At 48.0% G+C, this 25,386-nt stretch carries 25 protein-coding genes; 11 read left to right on the top strand and 14 right to left on the bottom strand.

Annotated features, from left to right (window positions below; translation table 11 throughout):
* Nucleotides 1-39 precede the first annotated feature (39 nt).
* Complete coding sequence (locus AC4BAP_RS02370) at nt 40-1,491, top strand: DUF4403 family protein (protein WP_490581005.1); 1,452 nt, start codon at nt 40-42, stop codon at nt 1,489-1,491.
* A 151-nt stretch (nt 1,492-1,642) separates the two neighbouring features.
* Here AC4BAP_RS02370 and AC4BAP_RS02365 read toward each other — a convergent pair whose 3' ends face one another.
* The gene (locus AC4BAP_RS02365; RefSeq protein WP_490581004.1) at nt 1,643-2,386 is read right to left on the bottom strand and encodes a hypothetical protein; all 744 of its coding nucleotides are present in this window, start codon (nt 2,384-2,386) and stop codon (nt 1,643-1,645) included.
* 138 nt (nt 2,387-2,524) lie between these two features.
* Here AC4BAP_RS02365 and AC4BAP_RS02360 point away from each other — a divergent pair, with 138 nt between their 5' ends.
* On the top strand, nt 2,525-3,484 hold the full coding sequence (locus AC4BAP_RS02360) for a YihY/virulence factor BrkB family protein (RefSeq protein WP_490581003.1): 960 nt from the start codon (nt 2,525-2,527) through the stop codon (nt 3,482-3,484).
* 352 nt (nt 3,485-3,836) lie between these two features.
* Here AC4BAP_RS02360 and rlmN read toward each other — a convergent pair whose 3' ends face one another.
* Both rlmN and AC4BAP_RS02350 read right to left on the bottom strand, forming a co-directional pair.
* Nucleotides 3,837-4,901 (bottom strand): dual-specificity RNA methyltransferase RlmN, encoded by a 1,065-nt coding sequence (gene rlmN, locus AC4BAP_RS02355; RefSeq protein WP_490581002.1) that lies wholly within the window; start codon nt 4,899-4,901, stop codon nt 3,837-3,839.
* A gap of 21 nt (nt 4,902-4,922) precedes the next feature.
* On the bottom strand, nt 4,923-5,351 hold the full coding sequence (locus AC4BAP_RS02350; protein WP_490581001.1) for an acyl-CoA thioesterase: 429 nt from the start codon (nt 5,349-5,351) through the stop codon (nt 4,923-4,925).
* 162 nt (nt 5,352-5,513) lie between these two features.
* On the opposite strand from AC4BAP_RS02350, the gene mnmC2 reads away from it, so the two are divergent.
* The 3 genes from mnmC2 (at nt 5,514) to AC4BAP_RS02335 (ending at nt 7,979) form a co-directional block, all read left to right on the top strand.
* A complete protein-coding gene (gene mnmC2 / locus AC4BAP_RS02345; protein WP_490581000.1) occupies nt 5,514-6,191 on the top strand; it encodes a tRNA (5-methylaminomethyl-2-thiouridine)(34)-methyltransferase MnmC2 in 678 nt (225 codons plus the stop codon).
* 233 nt (nt 6,192-6,424) lie between these two features.
* Nucleotides 6,425-6,727, top strand: coding sequence for a hypothetical protein (locus tag AC4BAP_RS02340; protein WP_490580999.1), 303 nt, complete (start codon nt 6,425-6,427; stop codon nt 6,725-6,727).
* Between the two features lie 169 nt (nt 6,728-6,896).
* Nucleotides 6,897-7,979, top strand: a complete 1,083-nt coding sequence (locus tag AC4BAP_RS02335) for an endonuclease/exonuclease/phosphatase family protein (protein ID WP_490580998.1) — start codon at nt 6,897-6,899, stop codon at nt 7,977-7,979.
* 1 nt (nt 7,980) lies between these two features.
* On the opposite strand, the gene AC4BAP_RS02330 is transcribed toward AC4BAP_RS02335, so the two are convergent.
* A complete protein-coding gene (locus AC4BAP_RS02330) occupies nt 7,981-8,562 on the bottom strand; it encodes a 5-formyltetrahydrofolate cyclo-ligase (RefSeq protein WP_490580997.1) in 582 nt (193 codons plus the stop codon).
* A complete protein-coding gene (gene bshC / locus AC4BAP_RS02325; protein WP_490580996.1) occupies nt 8,562-10,124 on the bottom strand; it encodes a bacillithiol biosynthesis cysteine-adding enzyme BshC in 1,563 nt (520 codons plus the stop codon). Before bshC ends, AC4BAP_RS02330 begins: the two co-directional genes overlap by 1 nt.
* Before the next feature lie 283 nt (nt 10,125-10,407).
* On the opposite strand from bshC, the gene AC4BAP_RS02320 reads away from it, so the two are divergent.
* On the top strand, nt 10,408-10,785 hold the full coding sequence (locus AC4BAP_RS02320) for a PH domain-containing protein (protein WP_490580995.1): 378 nt from the start codon (nt 10,408-10,410) through the stop codon (nt 10,783-10,785).
* A gap of 38 nt (nt 10,786-10,823) precedes the next feature.
* On the opposite strand, the gene AC4BAP_RS02315 is transcribed toward AC4BAP_RS02320, so the two are convergent.
* Both AC4BAP_RS02315 and rimO read right to left on the bottom strand, forming a co-directional pair.
* Nucleotides 10,824-11,138 (bottom strand): endonuclease domain-containing protein, encoded by a 315-nt coding sequence (locus AC4BAP_RS02315; protein WP_490580994.1) that lies wholly within the window; start codon nt 11,136-11,138, stop codon nt 10,824-10,826.
* Between the two features lie 166 nt (nt 11,139-11,304).
* Complete coding sequence (gene rimO, locus AC4BAP_RS02310; protein WP_490580993.1) at nt 11,305-12,618, bottom strand: 30S ribosomal protein S12 methylthiotransferase RimO; 1,314 nt, start codon at nt 12,616-12,618, stop codon at nt 11,305-11,307.
* 265 nt (nt 12,619-12,883) lie between these two features.
* On the opposite strand from rimO, the gene AC4BAP_RS02305 reads away from it, so the two are divergent.
* Nucleotides 12,884-13,423: a hypothetical protein gene (locus AC4BAP_RS02305; protein ID WP_490580992.1), complete on the top strand. Its 540-nt coding sequence runs from the start codon at nt 12,884-12,886 to the stop codon at nt 13,421-13,423.
* A 160-nt stretch (nt 13,424-13,583) separates the two neighbouring features.
* Here the strand turns inward: AC4BAP_RS02305 and AC4BAP_RS02300 are convergent, their stop codons facing one another.
* The 7 genes from AC4BAP_RS02300 to AC4BAP_RS02270 all read right to left on the bottom strand — a co-directional run bounded on the left by AC4BAP_RS02300 (nt 13,584) and on the right by AC4BAP_RS02270 (nt 17,856).
* The gene (locus tag AC4BAP_RS02300; RefSeq protein ID WP_490580991.1) at nt 13,584-14,126 is read right to left on the bottom strand and encodes a carboxypeptidase-like regulatory domain-containing protein; all 543 of its coding nucleotides are present in this window, start codon (nt 14,124-14,126) and stop codon (nt 13,584-13,586) included.
* Between the two features lie 12 nt (nt 14,127-14,138).
* Nucleotides 14,139-15,098, bottom strand: a complete 960-nt coding sequence (gene ftsY, locus AC4BAP_RS02295) for a signal recognition particle-docking protein FtsY (RefSeq protein ID WP_490580990.1) — start codon at nt 15,096-15,098, stop codon at nt 14,139-14,141.
* A 111-nt stretch (nt 15,099-15,209) separates the two neighbouring features.
* Nucleotides 15,210-15,365, bottom strand: coding sequence for a DUF4295 domain-containing protein (locus AC4BAP_RS02290; protein WP_276498625.1), 156 nt, complete (start codon nt 15,363-15,365; stop codon nt 15,210-15,212).
* 2 nt (nt 15,366-15,367) lie between these two features.
* Nucleotides 15,368-15,556, bottom strand: a complete 189-nt coding sequence (gene rpmG, locus AC4BAP_RS02285; protein ID WP_073851609.1) for a 50S ribosomal protein L33 — start codon at nt 15,554-15,556, stop codon at nt 15,368-15,370.
* A 136-nt stretch (nt 15,557-15,692) separates the two neighbouring features.
* Nucleotides 15,693-17,309, bottom strand: coding sequence for an aminopeptidase P family protein (locus AC4BAP_RS02280; protein WP_490580989.1), 1,617 nt, complete (start codon nt 17,307-17,309; stop codon nt 15,693-15,695).
* Complete coding sequence (gene rpmB, locus AC4BAP_RS02275) at nt 17,309-17,548, bottom strand: 50S ribosomal protein L28 (RefSeq protein ID WP_299826280.1); 240 nt, start codon at nt 17,546-17,548, stop codon at nt 17,309-17,311. The genes AC4BAP_RS02280 and rpmB overlap by 1 nt, the downstream gene beginning before the upstream one ends.
* Nucleotides 17,549-17,682: 134 nt before the next feature.
* Nucleotides 17,683-17,856, bottom strand: a complete 174-nt coding sequence (locus tag AC4BAP_RS02270) for a C1orf53 family protein (RefSeq protein WP_490580988.1) — start codon at nt 17,854-17,856, stop codon at nt 17,683-17,685.
* Between the two features lie 149 nt (nt 17,857-18,005).
* On the opposite strand from AC4BAP_RS02270, the gene AC4BAP_RS02265 reads away from it, so the two are divergent.
* From AC4BAP_RS02265 to AC4BAP_RS02250, 4 genes are all read left to right on the top strand, one after another.
* A complete protein-coding gene (locus tag AC4BAP_RS02265) occupies nt 18,006-18,314 on the top strand; it encodes a hypothetical protein (protein WP_490580987.1) in 309 nt (102 codons plus the stop codon).
* A gap of 144 nt (nt 18,315-18,458) precedes the next feature.
* Nucleotides 18,459-19,700, top strand: coding sequence for an ornithine--oxo-acid transaminase (gene rocD, locus AC4BAP_RS02260; RefSeq protein WP_490580986.1), 1,242 nt, complete (start codon nt 18,459-18,461; stop codon nt 19,698-19,700).
* 710 nt (nt 19,701-20,410) lie between these two features.
* Nucleotides 20,411-21,382 carry a porphobilinogen synthase gene (hemB, locus tag AC4BAP_RS02255; protein WP_490580985.1) on the top strand — a complete coding sequence of 324 codons (972 nt, stop codon included), beginning with the start codon at nt 20,411-20,413 and terminating at the stop codon, nt 21,380-21,382.
* Between the two features lie 205 nt (nt 21,383-21,587).
* The gene (locus AC4BAP_RS02250; protein ID WP_490580984.1) at nt 21,588-25,352 is read left to right on the top strand and encodes a S8 family serine peptidase; all 3,765 of its coding nucleotides are present in this window, start codon (nt 21,588-21,590) and stop codon (nt 25,350-25,352) included.
* Nucleotides 25,353-25,386: the final 34 nt, after the last annotated feature.

Genomic DNA, 25,386 nt, shown 5'->3' with positions numbered 1-25,386 from the left:
GTACTAACTTGCGCCGCTTTTAAAAAACAGGCAAGATCCGTGAAAAAATCTACTACTTTTATCTACCCGCTGTTGCTGGCTACAGCCATGAACATTACCCTGACAAGCTGCTCGAGCACAGACAAGTTAAATACTGCTGCTCCTGAGGCAAAGTCCATGGCTATTCCGGCCTACAAACCACAACTCTCTTCTATCACAGTTCCGGTTTCCATATCTATTGCCGCTATGGAAGAGAAACTGAACGATGAGATAAAGGGGGTGCTGTACAAAGACACCAACCTGGACGATGACAACGTGGCTGTAACTGTATCGAAGAGTGGCCGCATGAGCATCAGGGCCGAGAAGGATAAAGTATACTTTAGCGTGCCGCTGCGCATCTATGCCAAGGGCCGCTGGAAGTGGGACCCCTGCAAGCTTTGCCCTGCCATCGACAAGACAGAGGATACTACTTTTGATATGATCATCAAGACCGAGAGCAAGATCGGTTTAACAGAAGACTACAAGATACAAACCATCACCAGCGGCGACTTTGAGTGGGGCAACACCAAGCCTGTACTGGAACTGGGTCCGCTTAAGATTGGCCTGGCCCGTTTTGTAGAGCCAGCCCTGCGCGGCCAGATGGCAAACCTTTCGAAGCAGCTGGACAAAGAACTGCAGAGCCGCCTGGACATGAAGAAGTATGTTGCGGAGGCATGGCAGATGGTGCAGGAGCCTGTTAAGTTGGACGATGCCATGAACGCCTGGCTAACCGTGGTGCCGAAAGAAGTGAGAATGGCTCCGCTTACTGCACACAATGGTACCTTAAACACACGCCTGGGCATTACGTCTTACATCTCAGTAACTACCGACGGAAAGCCGCAGACGCAGGTAAACAAGACATTACCAAAGCTTATCGTAGACAGCCGTTTGGCAGATGATATCCAGATTGGCCTGACCACTACTATACCTTATGCCCATGCCAGCAAGATGGCACAGGCACAGGTGGCAAAGCAAACGTATAAATTTGATGGCGGCAAAAGCCAGATCACTGTAAACGATGTTGCTGTAATGCCCGGAGGTGAGCAGCTTGTACTGATGCTGGACGTAAACGGTAAAACCAAGGCAGGCATCTTCACGAAGAAAATTGTAGGTAAAGTATACCTGCGCGGCACGCCATACTACGATGCCCAAACAGCCTCCATCAAGGTACGCGACATCGATTACGACCTGGACACCAAAGACAAGCTGCTAAAAACGGCAAGCTGGCTGGGTAAAAACAAGTTCATAGAGATCATTCAGGCGCAGGTGAACATACCGGTACAAAGCCAGCTGGACGATGCCAAAAAGATGCTGCAAAGCACCCTGGACAAGCAAGGCCGTGTGCATGAGTCGCTGCTGCTGCGCGGAAGTATAAAGCACATTACCCCAGACAACATTTACCTGACACAAGACGGCATAAAAGCCGTAGTAAACGCCAAAGGCACACTTACAGCCACAGTGGATAAGCTGTAGAAATAATTGACTAAAGACACAAGATGTAAGACAAAAGACTACTGCTTTTTATATAAACGAGCTCCTATTACTTTTGGCAGCCGTGCATAATTAGTAACATCTTTTTATCATTTATAGATATCTTATGTCTTGTGTCTGACATCTTATGTCTCTAGAACTTCTCTATCGGCGTTGGGCTATTGAATACTTTATCCGGTACATCTTTGGGGGCGGCAATGTTAGTGAGTTTAAAGTCGCTTTGCGGATTGCTGCGATCACTTGCCAGCCTAATACGGCCATACTTCTGGTAGTCGTTCCAGCGGCGGGTAAATGTTGGCTGATCATCGGTGTGGTTGCGGTAGAAAGCCCATTGCGTAACCAAGTCATCTTTCTTGCTTACCCAAAGCCTATACTTGTTCTGAGGCGTTAGGCCAACGCTCTCAAAAGTCATCTCTAAAATATCAGCTTCTTCCCCGGCCATAGTGGTTCCTTCCCAGATATACTTCAGGGTAACCCCATCATCCTTCAGCTTAAACGGCATCACCAGCCAGTAAGAGTTGTTTATCCAGAGGGCATAGGCACGGTCCAGTAGCTTTTGCTTTTCCTCGGGGTTCTGCAACTCCTGCCCTGCCACGTATACTTTGCCGTCTTTGGTTTGAGTATCGATAATAGCCACCAGGCTATCCCGCTCCCACCTGAAGCGGTTCTGATGCTTGTCCCACACCTGGTACTGGTTGTTAAAGGTCCAGGCAAGGTAGCGGGTTTTGTTCCAGGCCTTTTCGCCGCCCATACTCTTCATTACCTTTTCGGCTATACTTATGGCTTTTGCATCGGTTGTTTGTGCCTGCATCCCAATAGCTGGCGCAATCATCAGAAAGCTCAACAGCACTATTTTTAAAGATATGTATCTGCCCATGGCTGATATAAATTGATAGTTGGGTAAGATACATAGCTCCTTTATATAATAAAATAAAGTTAGCCAGATATTTGGGCATTCTAACCATACATAATATGGTGCCGTATCAAGAACTGTATCTAAAAACAGTGGAGGCCTATGGCTAATTATACTCTAAAAGGAATCTTCAGTTTATTAAAGACTTCTGCAAGCGGCTTCATCGAAGCCAACTCGCTCAGGATGGCGGCAGCCCTGGCATTCAACGCCATATTCTCAATTCCTCCCATCCTGATCATAGTTATTAAAATAGCCAGCTTCTTTCTGGGCGAAAAAGCAATCTCAGGAGAACTGTCAGACAAGATTGGAAAAGCTGTTGGCCAGGGTGCAGCCGACAGTATAGAAACCATAATCAAGAACGCCTCCATGGCCGAGTCCACTGGGTTGGCGCTTTGGGTAGGTATAGGCACTACTATATTTGCGGCCACCACTTTTTTCTCCACCTTGCAGGAGTCGCTTAACAGCATCTGGAACCTTAAAGTTAAGCCCAGCAGCGGGTTAATGCACATGGCCAAGGTTAGGGCTTCGTCGTTCGGCATTATTCTAAGCATCGCCTTGCTCATGCTTATCTCGCTGGTTATCAGTGCGGCCATATCCGTGCTCAGCGATTACCTCTCCGAGATAATGCCAAGTATAAGTGTAACCCTTATCCAGCTGGTAGACTTTGTTGTTTCCGTTGGCATCATAACCTTGCTTTTCGGGCTGATATTTAAATACCTGCCGGATGCCTACATCAGATGGAGAGACACTTTGATCGGTGCCTTTATTACGTCGTTATTATTCGTGATCGGTAAGTTTCTGATCGGGTTCTACATCTCAACATCAGACCCGGGTTCCGCTTATGGGGCTGCAGGCTCTATCATCGTGTTGCTTGTCTGGATCTATTATTCTTCGATGATCGTGTTCTATGGCGCCGAGTTTACCCAGCAATACGCCAGAAAGTATGGCCAGCGCATCAGGCCAAAAGAACACGCCGTGTTTGTGGAAGAGCGCGAAGTTACCAAAGACCCCGCAGATACGCAGAGCGGCAGGCCACCTGCAGAGGGTAGGTATAAAGGGTAAATTTCGTTATTCGTTGCTGGTTATTCGTTGTTCGATTTGTAGAATCGGGATTTCGTTATTGGTTGTTAGAATTGTAGAGACGCAATATTTTGCGTCTTGCTGGCTACAAGGCAGTTAGTATCGTTATTCGTTACTGGTTATTCGTTGTTGGAATTGTAGAGACGCAATATTTTGCGTCTTTTCAGCTATAGGGCAGTTAGTTTCGTTATTCGTTGTTGGTTATCTGCAAGATGTATCCGGGATAAGCCTTTAGGCTATCAACTAAAAGACCATTTGAAAAGGCCTTAGAGTATTCTCTTTTGTCCTTTGTCAAATGGTCTTTTGTCACAAAGCCGTGATATGTTAATCAAGCTTATTTTTCCTTCACAGCCAACTGCCCACAGGCAGCATCAATATCTTTGCCACGGCTGCGACGCACATTCACCTGCACACCTCTGTCGGCCAGGTAATAGATAAACTCCTGCCAGCGTTCCTCGTCGGTGTTCTGGTAATCGGCTTTTTCGATTGGGTTATACTCTATCAGGTTGATCTTGCAAGGTATGATTTTGGAGAAGCGCAGCAGCTCTTCCGCATCCTGCAGGGTATCATTGAAATTCTGGAAAACGATGTACTCGTAAGTTACTTTGCGGCCTGTAACCTGGTGGTAGTACTTCAGCGCATCTGTCAGGGCCTCCAACGAGTTGGTTTCATTGATCGGCATGATCTCGTTACGCTTCACGTCGTTGGCAGCATGCAGCGATAGGGCCAGGTTAGCCTTTACGCCATCGTCGGCCATTTTCTTAATCATCTTGGCAATACCGGCGGTACTAACCGTAATGCGGCGTGCAGCCATACCCAGACCATCGTGTGCCGTAATGCGCTCAATGCTCTTCATTACGTTGGCATAGTTCAGCATCGGCTCGCCCATACCCATGTACACAATGTTGGTTAATGGCTCACCGTACTGGCGCATACTCTGCTCGTTTATGCGCACCACCTGGTCATAGATCTCGGCAGCATCAAGGTTGCGCAGGCGGTCCATGTAGCCAGTGGCGCAGAACTTGCAGGTAAGCGAGCACCCCACCTGGCTACTTACACAGGCAGTTTTACGCTCGTTGTGCGGTATCATTACGCCCTCCACGATGTTGCCATCGTAAAGTTTGAATGCAGATTTAATAGTGCCATCGTTGCTTATCTGTTCCGTAGCAACCTCAACGGAATTAATGTCGAAGTGCTGCTCCAGCTTTTCGCGCAGTGCCAGGCTCACGTTGTTCATCTCCGAGAAAGACCGGGCAGAATGCTTCCACAACCACTCATACACCTGCTTTGCACGAAATGGCTTCTCTCCCTGCTCCACCAACCAAGCCTTCAAATCATCCAGGCTAAGCTTACGGATGTCTTTCTTGTTGATAATCTTTATGTCTGCAATCAAATTCATACGGCAAAATTACAAAAAACTTCAGGCTTTAGTTTCAATTTTTGCCTTTACTTCCGCTGGCAGGGCCATTAACTTACGGTTCTGGTAATCAAAGCACAGCATTCCGGTTTTGGCGCGGGCCACTTCTTTGCCATCCTGGTTAACTACATGGTAGGTTATATCAAAGCCATACTTGTTGATGTCGTCGAAAGCCAACTTTATGCTTAGCACATCTCCGTAAAAGCCCTCCCCTTTATACTCTATAGCCACATCGGCCATGATCATACTTGCCCCGCCAATGCTAAGCTCACTCCAGCCAAAGTGGTTCAGCAGTTGCATGCGCGCCTCATGCAGAATAGAGAGCAATGCGTCGTTGCCCAGGTGGTTGCCGTAGTTCAGGTCTGTAACGCGTACAGGAATATTGGTGGAGAAATGCGTATGGGTTGGTATTTGTACTTTAACTCTTGCCATTGCTGCTTATTTGTAGCGGTTTATTTTTTTATACTTGCATAAAGGCGCAAACTCCCGAAATCTTTGTTTTTTTTGTAGTTTGATTTAAAGCGCCTGTATTATTACCATAGGCTTGCAGCCTGTAAGCAGGTTTGCTTACCTTTGTAAAGTAACACAAAAAACATGCATCTCGAAATAAGGCAAACCAAAGACGGTTCTAACACGCTGTATGTACCCGAGCTTAACGAGCACTACCATTCGGTACATGGCGCGCTGCAGGAGTCGCAGCATGTTTTCATAAAACACGGTCTGGAACATGCCCTATCCTCCAAAAAAGACATAAAAATTCTGGAAGTAGGCTTTGGCACCGGCCTTAACGCTATCCTTACATATCCTTTTGCCCTGGCCCAGAAAGCGTTTATACAGTACGACACCCTGGAGAAGTTTCCGCTTAGCCAGGAGGTGGTAGCGCAGTTGCAGTTCGACAAGATCATACTTAACCCGGAGTTGCACGACGTATTCCTGAAGATGCATGCCGCGCCCTGGAACAAACCAACCGACCTGATCCCATACTTTTCGCTGCAGAAAATGCACGAAACCCTGGAAGAGTTTGTGGCCCCTCAGGCATACTACGACCTAGTATACTTCGATGCATTTGCCCCGGAAAAGCAGCCGGAGTTGTGGTCTGAGGAGATGTTTGTGAAGCTGTACGACGCTATACGCCCTGGTGGCGTGTTGGTAACGTATTGTGCTAAAGGGTCTTTTAAACGCAGCCTGAAAGCCGCCGGCTTTACAGTAGAGGCATTGCCTGGTCCTCCGGGCAAGCGCGAAATGACGCGCGGGGTTAAGCAGGTATCTTAATCAACCTTTCCGTACTGCTCTTTTTTTAGTTTAAAACTGAACCTAAACCACGGAAGAACGCTTATTGCAATAATTTAATAAGCAAAGACAGGCCAGGCTTATACTTTAACAACCATTTTGCCTGATTTTATTGGCATGTTAAAGTTTTGTAATAATTTAGTAGGGCACCTGCTTTTATAAAATTAAAAAGTTACATTGCGAGTTCTTTAACCCTTGTTCACAAATAATTTATAATGAAGAAGTTATTTAAAAGCTTTATCAAACCCTTTTTATCGAAGTATGAGGTAGTCTGCACTAACTACCATGTTATTCCGGGCATGCCTGTTAACAAGAATCAGCAAACCCATACTTTTGAGCGTGGCGCTGCTACAGAAGCCAGAGAATTTTACATCAAAGTTGTTTCTTCTGAAATGACAAAGACCATGGCCCCTGTTGAGGTGCAGCTAAGAAAGATTTACCTGAGAGGCAAGACCATCGAGCAGAAGCAGTTTGGCCCGGTAGAGCAGTTGAAGAAAATCGGCACAAAAAAGAAATAAGAAATAACGATTATATAAAACAAAAGGTCCGGCGCAGCTTGCAAGCGCCGGACCTTTTGTTTTTAAGCCGCTTTGCCTAGCCCCCTGAAGGCACTTATTCAACTTCTGCCTGTATTCTCCGTACTGCACACCTAACACCCTTACTTAAACCAGCCGCTACAACAGCACCATGAAAAACGTAGCGATCGTACTTATACAGGCACTTGGCAGCTTTGCCGTACTTGCCACCTTTCTGCCCATACTTCCAAATGAGGAATGGTATGTGCGCGTATTCGACTACCCCAGACTTCAGCTGTTCGGCCTTGCCATACTTTGCCTTATCCTTTACCTGTGGCTAGGCACAAAAAACCGCAAACGCGACAAACTATTTATAGCAGCCTTAGCCATTGGCATAGTTTACCAGGCCATAAATATTTACCCCTATACTTTACTGGCACCTGAGCAGGTAAAGCAAGCGGAACAAGCCGGCCCAGATGCAGACATTAGCCTACTGATCTCCAACGTGCTGATGGATAATACGGAACATGACAGGCTAATGCAGCAGGTCAGGCAACAGAACCCAGACATCCTGCTGATGCTGGAAAGCGATAAAGTATGGCAAGACGCCATGCAGCCTGTTATCCAAAATTATCCGTACCGTGTCGAGATTCCGCTGAAGAACACCTATGGCATGCATTTATACAGCAAGTTGCCCTTGCGCCAGGAAAAAGTAAGCTATCTGCTGGATGAGGACATCCCATCTATCAAGACTTTTGTGAAACTGCGGAGTGGCACCTGGGTGCAGCTACACGCCGTACACCCCAAACCACCCGTACCCACCGAAGACCCAACCTCTGAAAAGCGTGACGCTGAGATCGTGATGATAGGCCGCGAAGCGAAAAAGGCTAACTACCCGGTGGTGGTAGCCGGCGATTTTAACGATGTGGCCTGGTCGCATACAACGGAGCTTTTCCAGGAGGTAAGCGGCTTACTGGACCCACGCCTTGGAAGGGGATTTTACAATACATTTAATGCTAATTACCCTTTAATGCGCTGGCCCCTCGACCACGTTTTCCATAGCAAACATTTTGCACTGGTAAGTATAAAAAGATTGCCAGATATCGGTTCCGACCACTTTCCTATTTACATTAAGCTGCGTTTCTCACCTGAGAACCAGTATAAGCAGCAGGAACCAAAGGCAGACGCAGACACTGAGAAAGAAGCGGCTGAAACGGTACAGGAAGGCCAGGAAGAGGCACAGAAAGAAAAGTAAATTAGTTGGCAGCAGCCTGCCATACCCCATCCGGCATTACCACCGCATCCAGGGGCACATCAAACGGATTAGGATCTGCTATACTTTCCACTGGTGGTTCCACCGAGAGGCCCACTTTCAGTACATCGGGACGGCAATCAGCCAGGAAACGATCGTAGAAGCCTTTGCCGTAGCCTACCCTGTGCCCTGCCAGGTCAAAAGCCAGCAATGGAATCAGCACTATATCTACCTCGTGGGCATGTATGATGTGGGCATTCTGAGGCTCTGGAATCCCCCAGGTATTCTCAACCAGAACAGCCTCTTCGGTTAAGTGGTGGTGGGTAAGTATGTTCTGTTCGATATCGGTTACGGGTACGGCCACACGCACCTCGGGGTGTTCCTGCCGCAGCCGCTCAATAATGGGCCAGGTATCTACCTCGTTGTTCTTGATGATCGGAAGAAAAACATGCACTGTTTGCCCCGGCTGCAGATCGAAGTGGGTAAAGAACCGGTTGGCTATACTTTCGCTTAAACGCTGCATCTCACCAGTAGACAAGGCACGGCGCTTTTGCAGCATTTGTTTACGCAGTTCCGCTTTGCGCATTATTCCTCCTCCAGTATGGTAAACTTAAACTCCAGTGGATCAAAAGCATCCACCAGTGCAGGTATAAAGTCCGGGTTGTTGGTCTGGTAGGTAAGCAGGTTATCGTGGCGTTCCTGCAGCGAGCCGTTCGGGAAGAGCTTCTCTTTCAGGTTCTCCAGTTGCTTAAAGGTTTGCTCGTGCTTCGCGTCCCGCGCCTTGGCTATTTTCTTCTCAAGCATGTGCAGGGCATTCTGGGCTTTCTGTTCCTCAGCGGCAGTGGCCCTTGCCAGCGTCGGGTCTATACTTTTGGCCAACTCTTCTACCTCGGCAAAGGCAGCGGCCACTACCTTACGCTGCGCTTCCAGGTTTAATTCCTCCTCATGTATCTGACTTGAAAGGTGCTTTTTAAGATCGATGTAGGGCTGGAACATCTGCTCCGGCTGCAGCCCCAGCTTGTGCATGCGGCTGGCATTAGCTTTTGTAATGTACATAGCCGAGTTGCGCAGCATCAGAATCGGAAATACTTCTGCGTATGCCTCAAACACTTTCTTCAACTGGAACCAGTAAGCTACCTCTGCCCCACCGCCGATGTAGGCCAGGTTCGGAAGTATAATTTCTTCGTACAGCGGCCTAAGTATAACATTCGGGCTGAAGCGCTCCGGGTGCTCGTTTGCCTCCTGCAGTATCTCTTCTTGGGTAAAACTGATGTCGGTGTTCAGCACGTTATACTTTCCATCTTCCAGCACAATCCGCTCACGCAGTTTATCCGTCAGGTAGAAAAGGTTTATCTCACGGGAGTAAACCTGTGGCTTATACCCAAGCTTTTCCAGTTCTGTGTTTGCTTCTTCTACCAGCTTATTTGAGAGCTGTTCAGTCAGTTCACGCTTTACAACCGGTGTTAAAGCTTTTTTTAACTCTTTGTCATCGCCATCTATACTTACCAGGCCATACTCCCCGAATAGGGCGTGTGTGATGGCGCGAGTGGCATCAGCTAGAGTTTTACTGTTGCGGTAAGCTTCCTCAAATAAAGGGTAAGCCTCTGGCAGCTCTTCCATCAACTTGTTAAGTCCCTCCGTTAAGAAGCGTCCCACAGCACCGGTCTGGTCCGTTTCCCATTTATAGCCCTTGCCAAAAAGGTTGAAGTGGTTGATCTCCGCGAAATCGTGATCTTCGGAAGCCATCCAATATACCGGCACAAAGTTATAGTCCGGGTATTGCTGCTGCAGCTGCCTGCAAGTGTTTATGGCTGTTACTATTTTGTAGATAAAGTATAACGGGCCGGTAAAGATGTTAAGCTGGTGGCCTGTAGTTATTGTAAAGGTGTTTGGCTGCTGTAACAGGTCTATGTTTTGCTGCACCTTTGGGTTGATGGTTCCGATGGAGCTATACTGCTGTTGCAGGGCCTGGTGCAGGACTTGGCGTTGCGAATCACTGAACGTTTTCTCCTTAAGCTGTGCCTCAAATGCCTCTAGTGTAGGAAAACGGTTATAGAACGTTTGCAGCTTTTCATCCTGACAAAGATAGTCTGCCACTGTTTTTGAGAATGCGCCAGTAGAGGCGTAATCCATTTTCGTTACTTTCATAGTTAGTATTTCCATCAGCGTGTGCGGCCCAAGTATAGCCTCTTTAACAGTTTTACCTGAATTGTGTTGCAGCAATCTATACTTTCCGGCTGCTGCGTAAAGTTATAGTTTTTTGCAGAGGCTATCGCAGTAAACACGACATAAAACAAGCTCAGCGGGTTAAGCTACTGCATACAGCTGTTAATAACATTATAGCGGGTAACAGGATGCAAACCTTGTAAGCCACCTTTCTCGTTAAGCTGAACAAGAACTTTTTAAGCAATCTATAAATCAGGTATTAGCTATGGGACTACTTAGCGGAATCATGGGACACGCCTCGGAGGTGTCTATCGAGAAAATATCAAAGGAATTTCAGCCTATACTTTTAGAGGATGAGCGCATCGAGAAAGCCTACAAGCTGATACGCGACATGCTGGTGTTTACCAGTAAGCGGCTCATACTTGTAAACAAGCAAGGCATTACCGGCTCCAAAATCGACTACCGCAGCATACCTTACAGCAGCATTAAAATGTTCTCGAAAGAAAGCGCCGGCATCGCAGACCTGGACGCAGAGTTAAAAATATGGTTAACCGGAGAGACAGAGCCAACCTTAAAGCAGGAGTTCAGGAGAGGCGAGAATATTAACGAGGCGTATCGGGTGCTGAGTAGGCATGTGTTATGACCTCCCCCTGCCCCCTCCTAAAAACAGGAGGGGGTAAGTTAGAGTTTGGTAAAAGTAGAGGCAATCTTTTCAAGCACCAGTTCTGGTACCTCGAATACTTCACTGTTTCTGATGCGGACGACTTTGTAACCTAAAAGCTTTAAGGTTTCGTCCCGCACTAAATCATTCGCAACGGCTTCGGGTGTGTCGTGCACAGAGCCGTCTACTTCTATCACTAATTTTTCAGAGGCGCAGTAGAAGTCTACAATGTAGCTGCTGATGCTATGCTGTCTCCTGAACTTGCGGCCATCTAACCTCTGCTTCCGAAGCAGCCTCCAAAGCTCTTCCTCAGCAGGTGTCAAATTGCTTCTCAACTCTGATCGTGTAGGTTTTAAAATGGGCAAGCTATGTAATTGATCTCTCCTCATATCTAAGGCTTTGCCCACCAACATCCCAAAGACACGATTACGTTCCTCCAAAAACAAAAACCCTCCCCTGTTTTTAGGGGAGGGCTTGGGTGGGGTAAAAGTGCAGGGGCAGTTAACTCACCACTTCCCCATACAAATCAAAATCTGAAGAATCTGTTATCTTAACGTTAGCAAAGTCACCTAAGCGAACATAGTTACTATCAGCTGGCACCAGTACTTCGTTGTCTACTTCCGGAGAGTCGTACTGCGTACGGCCCACGAAATAGCCGCTTTCTTTACGGTCAAACAATACTTTGTATGTCTTGCCGATTTTCTCTTCGTTCAGCTCCACAGAGATACCCTGCTGCAGCTCCATAATGGCATCGGCACGATCCTGTTTCACTTCGTCCGGCACATTATCTTCTAAAGTATAAGAATGCGTGTTGTCTTCGTGAGAGTAGGTAAAAATACCCAGTCTGTCAAATCTTGTTTCCTCTACCCAATCGTACAGCTCCTGGAAGTCCTGATCTGTCTCACCCGGGTGACCTGCGATAAGCGTTGTTCTTAAAGCAATGTCTGGTACGCGCTGACGAATCTGATCTACCAGCTCAATAGTGCGGCGCTTGCTGATGCCACGGCGCATTGTCTTGAGCATGTTATCAGAGATATGCTGCAATGGCATGTCCAGGTACTTGCAGATGTTCTCACGCTCGTTCATCACGTCAAACACATCCATCGGGAACTGCGACGGATAGGCATACTGCATGCGTATCCACTCGATGCCATCCACGTCAGAAAGATTTCTCAGCAAATCTGCAAGCTTACGCTCTCCGTAATGCTGCAGGCCATAGTATGTTAAATCCTGGGCAATAAGTACCAGTTCTTTTGTACCCATACTTGCCAAGCGCTTCGCCTCTTTTACAAGGTCCTCTATTGGGCGGTCAACGTGTTTGCCGCGCATTAAAGGTATAGCACAGAACGAGCAAGGGCGGTTACAACCCTCGGCAATTTTAAAGTATGCGAAGTGCGAAGGTGTGGTCAGTAAACGCTCACCGATCAACTCGTGCTTGTAGTCAGCCTCCAGTTTTTTAAGCAACTGCGGTAATTCCAGCGTACCGAAATAAGCATCCACCTGCGGTATTTCAGCCTCTAAAGAATCTTTGTAGCGCTGCGAAAGGCAACCTGTTACATACAGCTTATCTATCTGCCCGGCTTCTTTTGCATCCGCATAGCGAAGTATGGTATCGATAGACTCCTGCTTGGCATTATCTATAAAACCACAGGTGTTCACGATAATGATGTTAGAATCGTCTTTGTCAGACTCGTGCGCCACATCAAACTCATTGGCACGCAGCTGCCCCATCAGTACTTCCGAATCCACCAGGTTTTTAGAGCAACCCAGGGTGATTACGTTTACCTTATCCTTCTTTAAAGATCTTACTTTCACTTAATCTATATTTATGAAATACGCTACAACCGATAAAAACCCTTACCAGACTGTAATGGTTCGTTTTGATAACCAGTTTGCAAAGGTACAATATGTTTGTGTAATAAAGGGCAGGTAGCTAAGCAATTGATTCTTATACTTGGGCAGCAACATTAACCCCTTAGCGGCTTACTTATTTCTTTTACTCTTCGAACTCTGAAAGAAATTGGTGCAATGCAATTGATTACTTTATACTTTTTCAGTATTTATGTATTAAATTAACAATATGAAAACAGCCTTACTCACCTTATTTAGCTTCTTGATCTTTCTCAATAGTTTCGGACAGCAGCAGACTACAATACACAATGTTGTTTCTATAACGCTACCTAAAAATGTAGAAAAGCTAACAGAAGAGAAGCTATATGCCCTCAAACCAAGTGAAGGCAAGTCTTCTCCTATCGTTTATGAAAATTCTAAAGGTGAGTCTTACAAGGGGAAAAATTTGCTTATTCAACTAAACGCTGCTTCTACCGCTACCGCGCCAAGCCCCAACTTTTTGGAGCAGCAGAAAAGGGAAATGGATGATCTTTTTAGCCTTGCCCTACCCCAGGTTTACAATACTTATATTAAGCGCTTTCAGAACCACGCTGTGGTTATAACCAATTATGAATATGCTGGAAAAGACAAGGGCTACTTCTTGATCAGGAGTTATAACAAAACCGGAGACAGCATTCTGGTAGGAACTTTAGAATATAGCAAGGGCAAGAGAGAGGCAGCAGAGAAGGCTTTAAACAATATGCTGACCAGCATTAAATTCCTTAAGTAAAGCGAAGCAAAAGTACATCACTTTATACTTTTACTTAAAATTTAAAGAAGCACTTTTCTCGGTTGTTTCTCTACACAAATGCACAAAACGAGTGCTATGTAAAACTCTTGGCGAAGTATAAAGCTTAAAATTGAGAAGGAGTGATATTGATTAAGGAGTATTAATAACTTGCTTGATAATTTATCTGAAACTCAACATTTGTTACCTGCCCCTGCTTTACCTCCACTGGGTTGATGTTCATTTGCCCATCAAAGAGGTTGGCAAACATCCCCTTCTCTTCTTTCGAGAAAAGGCTATACTTGCCGGGTTTCAGGCTAACTGCAAAATTGCCGTTAGCATCTGTAACAACCTGAGTCACTAAATTAGTTTGAATGTTGGTGTGAAAAACACCTTCTGTGGTTTTGGCCTGGCTGCTGTTGGTAAGCTCGTAGATGTACAACGTGCGTTGAATGCCTCTGCCTTTGCTTGGCGGCACATCCGGGGATGGCATTTGGTTACCCGCCACCCACAGCACTTTACCCGCTATACCTTGTTCTATGGGAGCTTGCTGATCCTGTGCCTGCGATGCGCTGGCTACAGGGGCTTGCTTCTGGTGTGTGTTTGCCGGTTCGGCCTGCTCCTGTGGGTTAGCAGACTGCGAAGACTTAGAACCGTTGCATTGCATTAACAGCAGTGCCAACGGCAACAACAGAAGCTTTTCCATGACTTTTATACTTTATCTGCGTGAAAAGAAAGACTCTACAAATTCGTGCTTGTCGAACAGTTGTAAGTCCTCAATTTTCTCGCCAACTCCGATATATTTCACCGGAATCTTAAACTCGTCGGAAATACCAATCACCACACCGCCTTTGGCTGTACCGTCCAGTTTGGTAATGGCAAGCGCTGTAACATCGGTGGCTTTGGTAAACTCACGGGCCTGCAACAGAGCGTTCTGGCCTGTACTGCCATCCAGTACAAGCAGCACCTCATGCGGCGTATCTTCCGTTACCTTCTGCATCACACGCTTGATCTTCGAAAGCTCGTTCATCAGGCCTACTTTGTTATGCAAGCGTCCGGCTGTGTCGATGATCACAACGTCTGCGCCAATCTCCACGCCTTTCTTCACGGCATCGTAGGCTACAGAGGCAGGGTCTGTGTTCATGCCGTGCGATATTACCGGCACACCCACACGCTCACCCCAGATGATCAGCTGGTCAACGGCAGCGGCACGGAAGGTATCGGCAGCGCCAAGCACTACTTTTTTGCCAGCCTTATGGAATTGCGCGGCCAGTTTACCAATGGTTGTGGTTTTACCCACACCGTTCACGCCTACCACCATGATCACGTATGGCTTAACACCTGCAGGCAGCTCGAAGTTGGCTCCGTCTCCAGCACGGTTCTCTTCCAGCAAAGCGGCAATTTCCTCACGCAGGATCTTGTCCAGCTCGTCGGTGCCCACATACTTGTCGCGGGCAACGCGCTTCTCAATGCGGTCGATGATCTTTACCGTCGTATCTACCCCCACATCGGCATGCACCAGAATTTCCTCCAGTTCGTCGAGTACTTCTACGTCTACTGTAGATTTACCCACGACAGCCTTGCTTAGCTGCCCGAAAAAGCTGGTTTTGGTTTTCTCAAGCCCTTTGTCGAGCGACTCTTTTTTCTTCTCTTTGCTGAAAAAGTCAAAAATGCCCATACCGATGTTTTTGTAAGGATGAAGACGTTCGGTGATACGGTAATATACTAAAAAAGTCCCAATAGTGGGACTTTTTGATGTTGTCTATCTATGTAAAATAGAGTCGGCTTATTACTTCTTTGCAAGGAACTCCTGCACCTTGTCAACAGGTACCATCTCCTCTTTAAAGCTGTAAGCACCAGTTTTTGGAGACTTCACAGCTTTGATTACTTTCGCCCAATCTTTACCTGTAGCGGTCTTTAGGGTTGCAACTACCTTCTTAGCCATGGTTATTTAATTTCTTTATGTACAGTTACTTTCTTCAATACTGGGTTATACTTCTTAAGCTCAAGACGCTCAGGAGTATTCTTTCTGTTTTTGGTAGTGATGTACCTTGAAGTTCCAGGCATGCCAGTCGCTTTATGCTCTGTGCACTCCATGATAACCTGGATTCTATTACCTTTTGCTTTTTTAGCCATCTCTCTATTGTAATTTTTTATTTAGGACTGCAAATATAGACGCTTAAATCTCTAATTACAAACAAAGTATAATATTTATTGTGAAATTTAAGCCGGATGCTTTACAAACATTACATAAAACGGTGACAAAGTGCCATTAGCGCAGCGCAGGAAGTATAAAATCGTCGAGTGCGCTTGGCTGTGCCATGGTCTTTTCTATGTCGGCAACAGTGCGCGGCGCAAGCTTCGAGAGGTTTTCCCAACCCTTTTCCGTGATCAGGATGTCGTCTTCGATGCGCACCCCTATGTTCCACCATTTTTTGTCGCAGGGGCTTCCCTCGGGTATGTAAATACCAGGCTCCACCGTGATCACAGTGTTTGGCTTAAACACCCCATAAGTGCCGGCATCATGCACATCCAAACCCAGGTAATGCGAGGTGCCATGCGGAAAATACCTGCGTACTTCAGACTTATCTTTGATGATACCCAGCTTTAGCAAACCGTCGGCGATCACTTCCTGGGCAGCTCTGCCTGGTGCCTGAAAATCGTTACCCACTTTACAGGCTGCAAACCCGGCTTCCTGCGCTCTATAAACCAGTTCGTAAATCTCTTTCTGTTCTTTCGTAAACTTACCGTTGGCGGGTATCGTTCGGGTAACATCAGCGGTGTAGCCTTTATACGCTGCACCTACGTCCATCAGAACCAGGTCGTTGCCTACAACCGGCTTTTTACTTTCTATATAATGCAGCACACAGGCATTTTTACCGGCCCCAACAATAGACGGGTAGCCAACATGCTGCGCACCATACTTTTTGTGCACAAATTCGTGTATCCCTTGCAGCTCCATCTCCGACATATTCGGGTGCATGGCCTTCATCACTTCTATCTGTCCAATAGCTGAGATATTCACGGCTTTGCGCAACAGCTGTATTTCCTCTTCGGTTTTAACCTCGCGCAACTCTGCCAAGGCCTGTCCTAAAGTATAAGCATCCAACTTGCCTTTCGGCACAGCAGCAACTGCTTTCGCACGGCTGCGGGCATCATTGGCACTTAGGTAACTGCTCAGGTATTTGTCCTGGCGCAGCGATGGGTTGTACTGCATCATCTGGCTCAGGTAATCTTTCACGGCCTCTGGCTGCGATACCCCCTGCTCACGGATAATACCGTACAGCATGTGTCGTTGCGCATCAAAGTTGGCAGGCACTTTTACCTTTCGCCTGAACTGCTCCAGCAAACTATACAGATCAGCGTCGTCGTTCGCATCGTCGCGCACGTCGTGGGGCAGCTCTTTAATAAGTATGTGCTCAAGGTTTGTGGTATCCAGCTTGAAAGCCGAAAAGGCGGTATTGGGCTGTGTGGCTATGCCTAGTGCTGTGGCTGCGCCTTCTACACCCAAACGCTCACCGTTCCAAAGCTCGGCTTGCGGGTCGTTGGGTTGCACAAAAAGGAGCTCTTCGGATTGCTTACCACCTATACTTTGCGGCTCAGAGAAAAGCAGCAACACCGCGTTCGGCTCATTGTACCCTGTCAGGTAGTAGATATCCGGATCGGGGTGGTAGTAGTAATCCACGTCGTTGGCACGATTGCGTACCGGCGAGGCAAAAAAAACAGCAACGGAGCGAGGCGGAAGCTGCTTGCGCAGTTGCTCTCTCCGTTGCTGATGAAATGTTTTATCTAAAGTATCAGATGGCTTATCCGGTGTAGCGCGTACCTGGGCTGTGGCAGCAGTTACAGCTGCCCAAAGTATAAGTACGCACAGCCGGAAGGCTGCCATTAGTACAGGATATATCCCTGCTCTACAGCTTTCTTCAACACTGCAGTGATACCGTTCTTGTTGATCGTTCTCAGAGCAGAAGTAGAAACTTTAAGAGTTACCCATGCATCCTCTTCAGGGATGTAGAAACGCTTCTTCTGAAGGTTTGGATAAAACTTACGCTTCGTTTTATTGTTAGCGTGAGATACGTTGTTACCTACGCGTGGTCTTTTACCTGTTAAATCGCAAACTCGTGCCATCTTGTATTTTCTTCTAAATTATTTCAATAGGGGTGCAAATATCTACAAAAAGATACAGAAATTCAAAAGCATAGGAAATATTTTTCCTTTAATTGTGTATTCTGCCGCATTAAGGCGCATTTCTGACACAAAATTTATACTTGCTTCTGCGTCTCGGCCTGGATTTTTCCTTTACTAAACCCGTAGGGGCAGTGCTTGCAGGCGTTCTTGCAGCAATACCCGCGTTTTTGCAGGTACTTAGCCGTCAGCACCATCAACCCATGCTCGTTAAAATAAAAATCTTCCCCTTCTGTTAGCTTCTGGCTCACGTTGTATCTGTTTATTACGCTGCAAATTACGCTATTTACTCCTCAATCACCAAAACTGGCTTTACCAAACCTACTAGTCCGTACCTAAATGCCGGACCACACGTTATATTTTAAGGCGCAAGCCAGTTTATACTTTAATAGTAATGCCTATGCCTACCTACAACACGTTTAAAGAGGCCGTCTGCGACATGCGGGACCGCGGTTTTACATGTACCTTCAGCATACAGAACCAGCAACTGTACTGCCCCGAACTAGATGCCACACTTAACCCGGAAAGTATAACACTGGTAGAGCAACACCATGTAATAATGGATGGAACAGCAGAACGGGATGTATTTGGCTTCAGGACCGATGACAACATAATGGGCCTGATGACCAGCACATATGCCGAATACGACCCGGAAGGATTTAACCGTATCTTCAATCGCTGCAAAAAGCAGACGAACAGGAAAGGCTGACCCTGGCCCCCGCAGCCTGGTTTTAAAACAGCCGCCAATTCACTACTTTTACAACTATTAAATCATCGCAGCTATACTTTTATTGTGCTGTTGCCGCTTGTGCGGGGCATACGTATAGAGCATAAAACACATTAACTTAAAACTATGAGTACGCAAACAATTTCTTCGAGCCAGCAGGCCATTGATACCGAACACAAGTACGGAGCCCATAACTATCACCCGCTGCCAGTTGTGCTTAGTCGTGGCGAGGGAGTATACCTCTGGGATGTGGAAGGCAAGCAATACTATGATTTCCTGTCGGCTTACAGCGCCGTGAACCAGGGCCACTGCCACCCAAAGATCGTTAACGCCCTTATAGAGCAGGCGCAGCAACTAACCCTTACCTCCCGTGCGTTTTACAACGACAAACTTGGCCTGGCCGAGAAGTATATCTGCGAACTCTTTGGCTACGATAAGGCGCTGTACATGAACTCAGGCGCAGAGGCCGTTGAAACTGCCATTAAGCTGGCCCGCAAGTGGGGCTACCTCAAAAAAGGCATCGCGCCGCATAATGCCGAGATCATTGTGGTAGAGCATAATTTCCATGGCCGTACCACCGGCATCATCTCCTTCTCCACCGACCCGGACTCTACCAAAGGTTTTGGCCCGTACATGCCAGGTTATAAAGTTATACCTTATAACGACATCGACGCACTGGAGCAAGCCCTGAAAGAGAACCCGAATGTTTGCGGCTTTATGGTGGAGCCTATACAAGGCGAGGCTGGCGTAATGGTACCAGACGATGGCTACCTTGCAAAGGCACACGCGCTTTGCAAAGAATACAGCGTGCTGCTGATGGCTGATGAGATCCAGACAGGTATCGGCCGTACCGGCAAACTGCTGGCCAGCTATTACGACGATGTGAAGGCCGACATACTTATACTTGGCAAGGCATTATCTGGTGGTGTGCTGCCGGTTTCCTGCGTATTGGCCAACGACGACATCATGCTGTGCATACAGCCAGGAGAGCATGGCTCTACCTTTGGTGGCAACCCTTTGGCGGCACAAGTAGCCATCGCTGCTTTAGAAGTTATTAAAGAAGAGAACCTGACGGAGAGTGCTTATAGGCTGGGAGAGATATTCAGAGAGCGCATGCACCGCCTGATGGAGAAACGCCCTAACCTGGTGACGCTTGTACGTGGCAAGGGCTTGCTAAACGCTATTGTAGTGGAGCCAACCGCCGATGGCCGCACTGCCTGGGATGTGTGTGTGGAGTTAATGAACAAAGGCCTGCTTGCCAAGCCAACCCACGGCGACATCATCCGTTTTGCGCCACCACTGGTTATGACCGAAGACCAGCTGCACGAATGCTGTGACATAATCGAGGATGTGATTCTGAATTTTTAAAGCATAAAGTTTACTTATTGATGTTGAAAGGCGAGGCTGTAGTGGCTTCGCCTTTCTTTTTGACCGGTGATTAAGGGGATTAACCGCTGATTAATGAGATTGGTTGGATTAAAAGGTTTTACGTTGTGCAGTTTGATTATGCTTGATTTCACAAGGTTAGATGTGGCAAGATTGGGGCCATCTGCCCTTTCCCAGGGCAAGTCCGGGATTTTAAACTTACCCCAAGTCGTAAAATTTCTGTAGACGATTGACACACCCCTGCACCCCTCTCGAGAGGGGATTTACCTCCCCTAGCCCCTCCTAAAAACAGGAGGGGAATTTTCTGCTAATCCTTATTTTACACTTGCTTGCCAGTTGCGACAGCCGCTTACGAAGAAGTGTCCATCCCAGTCCTTGGACTGAGCGCCTCGAGAGGTTCCGGTGACGAGCGTAAGCGAGGCATTGCGACGAGAGGAGCAAAGGAAGCTAAGAGGGCCCCTACCCCCAGCCGCGCGATGGCCAAGGACGAGGCCGCCCGGCCTTGAGGGCACCAAAGCCAGAGGTGAAACGATAGGCAAGCAAGACTGAGGAATAACAGCAGCTAGATAGAACGGCAGAAAATAGTTACACACCACTCCTCACCCATCATCATATCAATTCATCAATCAACAATTAAATCGTACCTTTGCCAGAACTTGAATTCAAAGAATTTCTGCAAAGAATTTATACTTATGAACAAAAGACCAAGACGTAACCGCCAGTCAGAGGTGATCCGAAACATGGTACAGGAAACCTCGCTGAGCCTGAACGATTTTATATTCCCGCTTTTTATTATTGAAGGACAAAACCAGCGCATCGAGGTGGCTTCCATGCCGGGCATTGCGCGTTTCTCCATCGACAGGCTGCAGGACGAGGTTGCTGCGTGCGTAGACCTTGGCATAAAAGCATTTGCTCCTTTCCCAAGCATACCAGAGCACTTAAAAGATAAGTATGCCACTGAAAGCCACAATCCAGACGGCCTGTTCCCGAGGGCTATCCGCGAGATCAAGAAAAACTTTCCGGAGGTGATGCTGATGACGGATGTAGCCATGGACCCCTACTCTTCTGACGGGCACGACGGCATTGTGGAGAACGATGAGATCCTGAACGACGAAACATTAGAGGTGCTGGGCAAAATGGCCTTAACGCAAGCGCAGGCCGGCGCCGACATTGTGGGACCATCGGATATGATGGATGGACGCGTGGGCCACATCCGCAAAGTGCTTGATGAGAACGGCTTCACAAAGGTGGGCATCATGACTTATACTGCCAAGTATGCCAGCGCTTTCTATGGCCCGTTCCGCGACGCCCTGGACTCCGCACCTAAAAAAGGCGACAAGAAAACATACCAGATGAACCCGGCCAACAGCCGCGAGGCCCTGATCGAGGCAGAACTGGACACAGCCGAGGGCGCAGACTTCCTGATGGTAAAACCAGCACTGGCTTATCTTGACATCATTAAGTTGTTGCGCGATAACTCGCACCTGCCTATTGCAGCCTATAACGTAAGCGGCGAGTATGCCATGGTAAAGGCCGCTGCCCAGAATGGCTGGCTGGATGCAGAGAAAGGGATGCTGGAAGTGCTACTGAGCATTAAACGGGCCGGCGCCGATATTATACTTTCATACTTTGCCAAAGAATTTGCGCAGTACCTGAAAAAGTAAAAGGCAGAATTTCCCCGATCATACTTTAAAGCCCCGGCCAACACCGGGGCTTTTGTTTTACCCCCGAACCCAACACCCATAACACCGGACACTTCTTCAGATAGTAAATTTTAACGATTGCATCCGATAAATAAGGAACTGCTTTGCCATTCTTAGCATTTTGTTATAAATTGAGAGATTATTATATCTACCCAAGCACATATTTATGAGAAGATTACGCCTATGGTTGTTTGCTGCGGCAGTTACAACAGCCACAACGGCACTTGCACAGCGTGGTGACACACCGAATGCGCGTGCCAATGTGAAAGAACTGGAGCGCATTTCTGTTGCTGCAGAGAAAGACTATAAAGCCAACCGCGGCAAAGCACTGCAATTGGCCAAAAAGAACGGGTGGATAGTAGAAAAGACATACGCCGACGGCACAGTTATCTCATTGCAGGGCATCGATACCAAAGGCATGCCCATTTATTACATCACTTACAACAACGTTAGAGCTGCTGCCTCTGTGGGCACAACCGACCTGTGGGCCGGCGGATCGCTTGGCTTGTCTTTGAGCGGCGCGAGCAACAGCGTGGGAGAACGACTGGGTGTATGGGACGGTGGCCGTGTGAGGGAATCTCACCAGGAGCTAACAGGTCGGGTAGTACAGCGAGACAGCCCGTCATCATCCAGCGAACACGCCACACACGTAGCCGGCACTATGATGGCCAAAGGCGTTAACCCTTTGGCAAAAGGCATGTCGTTTGGCCTGAAATCCCTGGCTGCCTACGATTTTAGCAACGATGTATCGGAGATGGCCGCCGCAGCCGAACAACTGCTGGTTTCCAATCATTCGTATGGGGCTATTACCGGGTGGCGCTACAACTCCGAACGCAAAGGCACCTCCGAAGACCCCTATTGGGAGTGGTGGGGAGACGCAGACATCAGCTCAACAGAGGACTATAAATTTGGCTATTACAACGAAACGGCCTCATCCTGGGACCGCATCGCTTATAATGCGCCCTATTACCTGATCGTAAAATCTGCGGGCAACAACCGTTCAGAGAATGGCCCTCAGGCAGGGCAGCCATACTTCCAGCGCGACAATACCGGCAAGTTTACAAGAATAGCCAGCCGTCCGGCAAGTATGAGCAGCAACAACGGTTTCGATATCATCTCTACTTACGGCACTGCCAAAAACATACTTACGGTAGGTGCTGTTAACCCTATTTCCGAAGGATACCGCGATACGTCTGATGTCGTGATCTCTACTTTCAGCAGCTTTGGCCCTACCGACGACGGACGTATAAAGCCTGACCTGGTAGGCAATGGTGTTTCGGTTCTGTCTACTTCAGATAAAAGTAACACGGCTTATACCTCGCTGAGCGGAACCTCTATGGCATCGCCTAATGTGGCCGGCAGCCTGCTGTTGCTTCAGGAGCATTATGCCAGTGTTAAAAACGGACAACTAATGCGAGCCGCCACCTTAAAAGGCCTGGCCATACATACTACCGATGAGGCTGGCAAGCACCCAGGTCCGGACTATAAATTTGGCTGGGGACTGCTTAATGTGAGGCGTGCCGCAACGGTAATCTCCAACAGCAACAACACCCACGCCATACAGGAAAATCTGCTAGCACAGGGCCAGACCTATACTTACCAGGTTACCGCCTCAGGCGCTGGTCCGCTGGTAGCAACCATCTCCTGGACTGACCCAGAAGCCAGCCCGATCGGTGTGGGTTCATCTGCGTTAAACAACCGTGCACCGCGCCTTATCAACGACCTGGATGTACGCATAACCAGGGGCAACACATTGTACCAGCCATGGATACTTGACCCGCTTAATCCTACAAGCCCTGCCACAACCGGCGACAACAAACTGGACAACGTAGAGCAGATAAAGATCATGGACGCCGTGCCTGGCGAAACATATACCATCACGGTTAAGCATAAGGGTACATTGCTGAAAGGACCTCAGGCCTACTCCCTTATTGTGAGCGGCATTGGCGGCACAGCTGTTTGCGAGAGCAAGCCAAACTCTGATCAGGGTGCCAGAATTGCCTCAGTAACACTGGGCAGTAAGTCTTATACTTATGGAAGTGGCTGTACTACTTACCAGAACCTTACAGACAAGATCTTTGCTTTCGAGCCAGGCCAACAGCAAAACCTGGCATTAACGTTAGCCACCTGCACAACCGATGCACCGAAAGTTGTAAAAGTATACATCGACTGGAACGGTAACGGAAACTTTAGCGACGCCGGCGAAGAAGTGGCAGCATCTGCTGTCCTGAATGGGAATGCGACCTTTACCGCACCTGTTTCAGCACCAAGCTCCGTAAAAGAGGGCACTTCCGTGCGCATGCGCATTGTGGTGCAGGAAACAAGCAACAGTACAGAAGTTGCACCTTGCGGTGTGTATAATAAGGGCGAAACCCAGGATTACCTGGTACAGTTTGAGCGTGCTAAACGTGATGTGGGTGTTTCGGCGGTATTACCGGCCGGCTCGTCTATGTGTGCCAACCCGGCGCAGCAGGTGCTTGTAAATATCAAAAACTACGGCACTACGGCTCAGAGCAATATTCCGGTTACAGTACGCGTGCTTAAGAACAACACGGAGATAAAGCAATTCTCTTACGTGCACACTGCCACGCTGCAGCCAAACGCACAGGCTGAGGTATTGCTTAACGGTACATTTGCAACAGAAGCCGGCGCTACTTATGAGCTCATTGCCACCTCTTCGCTTCAAGGCGACCCTATAGAAGAGAACAACAGCAAGATCCGGGCTTTTGCCGTGGGCAGCCCTGCCGGTGCTCCTACCGAGGCTGCTGCTTTCCGCTGCGGCACCGACCCTAACTATGCGCTGTCAGCCTCTGGAAACGGCACGGTTTACTGGTATACTTCTGCTACTGCCACCACGCCAATCGCTGCCGGCAACCAGATACTGGTACCGGCAAGCCAAATCAACGGAAAGCTGTTCGCAGCCTTCAATGATTTTTCGGGCACGATTGGACCAGCAGACAAAAAGTTCGCCACCGGGGGTGGTTACAACACCTTCAGCCCGGACGTGATCATTAATACGAAGGCACCTGTGATGCTGGAGAGTGCCAGGCTATACATTGGCAACAGCGGTAAGATCACGTTCACGGCATTTAACGAGGAGGGCGCACCGGTATCTGCCAAAACACTGTATGTAACTGCCACGCGCACTACGCCTGGCCCAGGCGTGCAGCCCGACGACCCTAACGATGAGGGTGCTGTTTATTACCTGGGGCTCGAGCTGCCAGCTGCCGGCAATTACCGAATAGCCATTTCTTACGAAAACGGGGCTACTATCTTCCGAAACAATGCCGGCGTAACAGGGTATCCGTTCCAGGTGGGCAATGTGGTATCGATTACCGGAAATACGGCTTCTACTACACCGGAGGCTTTCTATTATTACTTCTACAACATGAAAGTGCGCGCATTGGGCTGTGCAGGACCACGTGTGGAGGCGGTTGTAAAAGGAGGTACGCCATTGCAGAAACCAGTGATCTCGCGTAACGGCCAAAAGTTGGTGTCGAGCGCGGATGCAGGCAACCAGTGGTACAAAAACGACAAGCCGGTTGCCGGCGCCACAGGCAAGGAGTTCGCTCCGACTGAAAGCGGCAACTATAGTGTAATAGTATTTAAGGATGGCTGTATCTCAGAGATGTCGATGGCGTACAATTTCTCTTACAAGCCCGGCATACGTGAGCTCGGCACAGAACTGGTTGTATCGCCTAACCCAACCACAGGCCGCTTCCGGTTTGAGCTGGAAACCAGCAAGCCCGAAGACATTATATTTGAGGTGGTGGACATGTTGGGCAACCACGTCTTGTCAGGGAGTGTTAAAAATTACTATGGCCAGTATGAAGGTTTTATAAACCTGAGCAGCAAGGCATCAGGCCTATACATCTTTAAGCTGCAACACGGCGACAAGACCTACACTGAAAGGATACTGGTACAGCACTAAGTATAAAGTATAAAAAGGAAGGCCCTGACAACAG

Source organism: Pontibacter sp. GD7, from assembly GCF_058216375.1.
The sequence above is the reverse complement of the archived record's forward strand: the minus strand, read 5'-3'. Positions and strand labels throughout refer to the sequence as shown.

Bases quoted from the DNA above. Each gene is read 5' to 3' on its own strand.
- AC4BAP_RS02365 (WP_490581004.1), bottom strand. From the start codon at position 2,386: ATGGGCAGATACATATCTTTAAAAATAGTGCTGTTGAGCTTTCTGATG.
- AC4BAP_RS02360 (WP_490581003.1), top strand. From the start codon at position 2,525: ATGGCTAATTATACTCTAAAAGGAATCTTCAGTTTATTAAAGACTTCT.
- rlmN (WP_490581002.1), bottom strand. From the start codon at position 4,901: ATGAATTTGATTGCAGACATAAAGATTATCAACAAGAAAGACATCCGT.
- AC4BAP_RS02350 (WP_490581001.1), bottom strand. From the start codon at position 5,351: ATGGCAAGAGTTAAAGTACAAATACCAACCCATACGCATTTCTCCACC.
- mnmC2 (WP_490581000.1), top strand. From the start codon at position 5,514: ATGCATCTCGAAATAAGGCAAACCAAAGACGGTTCTAACACGCTGTAT.
- AC4BAP_RS02340 (WP_490580999.1), top strand. From the start codon at position 6,425: ATGAAGAAGTTATTTAAAAGCTTTATCAAACCCTTTTTATCGAAGTAT.
- AC4BAP_RS02335 (WP_490580998.1), top strand. From the start codon at position 6,897: ATGAAAAACGTAGCGATCGTACTTATACAGGCACTTGGCAGCTTTGCC.
- AC4BAP_RS02330 (WP_490580997.1), bottom strand. From the start codon at position 8,562: ATGCGCAAAGCGGAACTGCGTAAACAAATGCTGCAAAAGCGCCGTGCC.
- bshC (WP_490580996.1), bottom strand. From the start codon at position 10,124: ATGAAAGTAACGAAAATGGATTACGCCTCTACTGGCGCATTCTCAAAA.
- AC4BAP_RS02320 (WP_490580995.1), top strand. From the start codon at position 10,408: ATGGGACTACTTAGCGGAATCATGGGACACGCCTCGGAGGTGTCTATC.
- AC4BAP_RS02305 (WP_490580992.1), top strand. From the start codon at position 12,884: ATGAAAACAGCCTTACTCACCTTATTTAGCTTCTTGATCTTTCTCAAT.
- AC4BAP_RS02300 (WP_490580991.1), bottom strand. From the start codon at position 14,126: ATGGAAAAGCTTCTGTTGTTGCCGTTGGCACTGCTGTTAATGCAATGC.
- ftsY (WP_490580990.1), bottom strand. From the start codon at position 15,098: ATGGGCATTTTTGACTTTTTCAGCAAAGAGAAGAAAAAAGAGTCGCTC.
- AC4BAP_RS02290 (WP_276498625.1), bottom strand. From the start codon at position 15,365: ATGGCTAAGAAGGTAGTTGCAACCCTAAAGACCGCTACAGGTAAAGAT.
- rpmG (WP_073851609.1), bottom strand. From the start codon at position 15,556: ATGGCTAAAAAAGCAAAAGGTAATAGAATCCAGGTTATCATGGAGTGC.
- AC4BAP_RS02280 (WP_490580989.1), bottom strand. From the start codon at position 17,309: ATGGCAGCCTTCCGGCTGTGCGTACTTATACTTTGGGCAGCTGTAACT.
- rpmB (WP_299826280.1), bottom strand. From the start codon at position 17,548: ATGGCACGAGTTTGCGATTTAACAGGTAAAAGACCACGCGTAGGTAAC.
- AC4BAP_RS02265 (WP_490580987.1), top strand. From the start codon at position 18,006: ATGCCTACCTACAACACGTTTAAAGAGGCCGTCTGCGACATGCGGGAC.
- rocD (WP_490580986.1), top strand. From the start codon at position 18,459: ATGAGTACGCAAACAATTTCTTCGAGCCAGCAGGCCATTGATACCGAA.
- hemB (WP_490580985.1), top strand. From the start codon at position 20,411: ATGAACAAAAGACCAAGACGTAACCGCCAGTCAGAGGTGATCCGAAAC.
- AC4BAP_RS02250 (WP_490580984.1), top strand. From the start codon at position 21,588: ATGAGAAGATTACGCCTATGGTTGTTTGCTGCGGCAGTTACAACAGCC.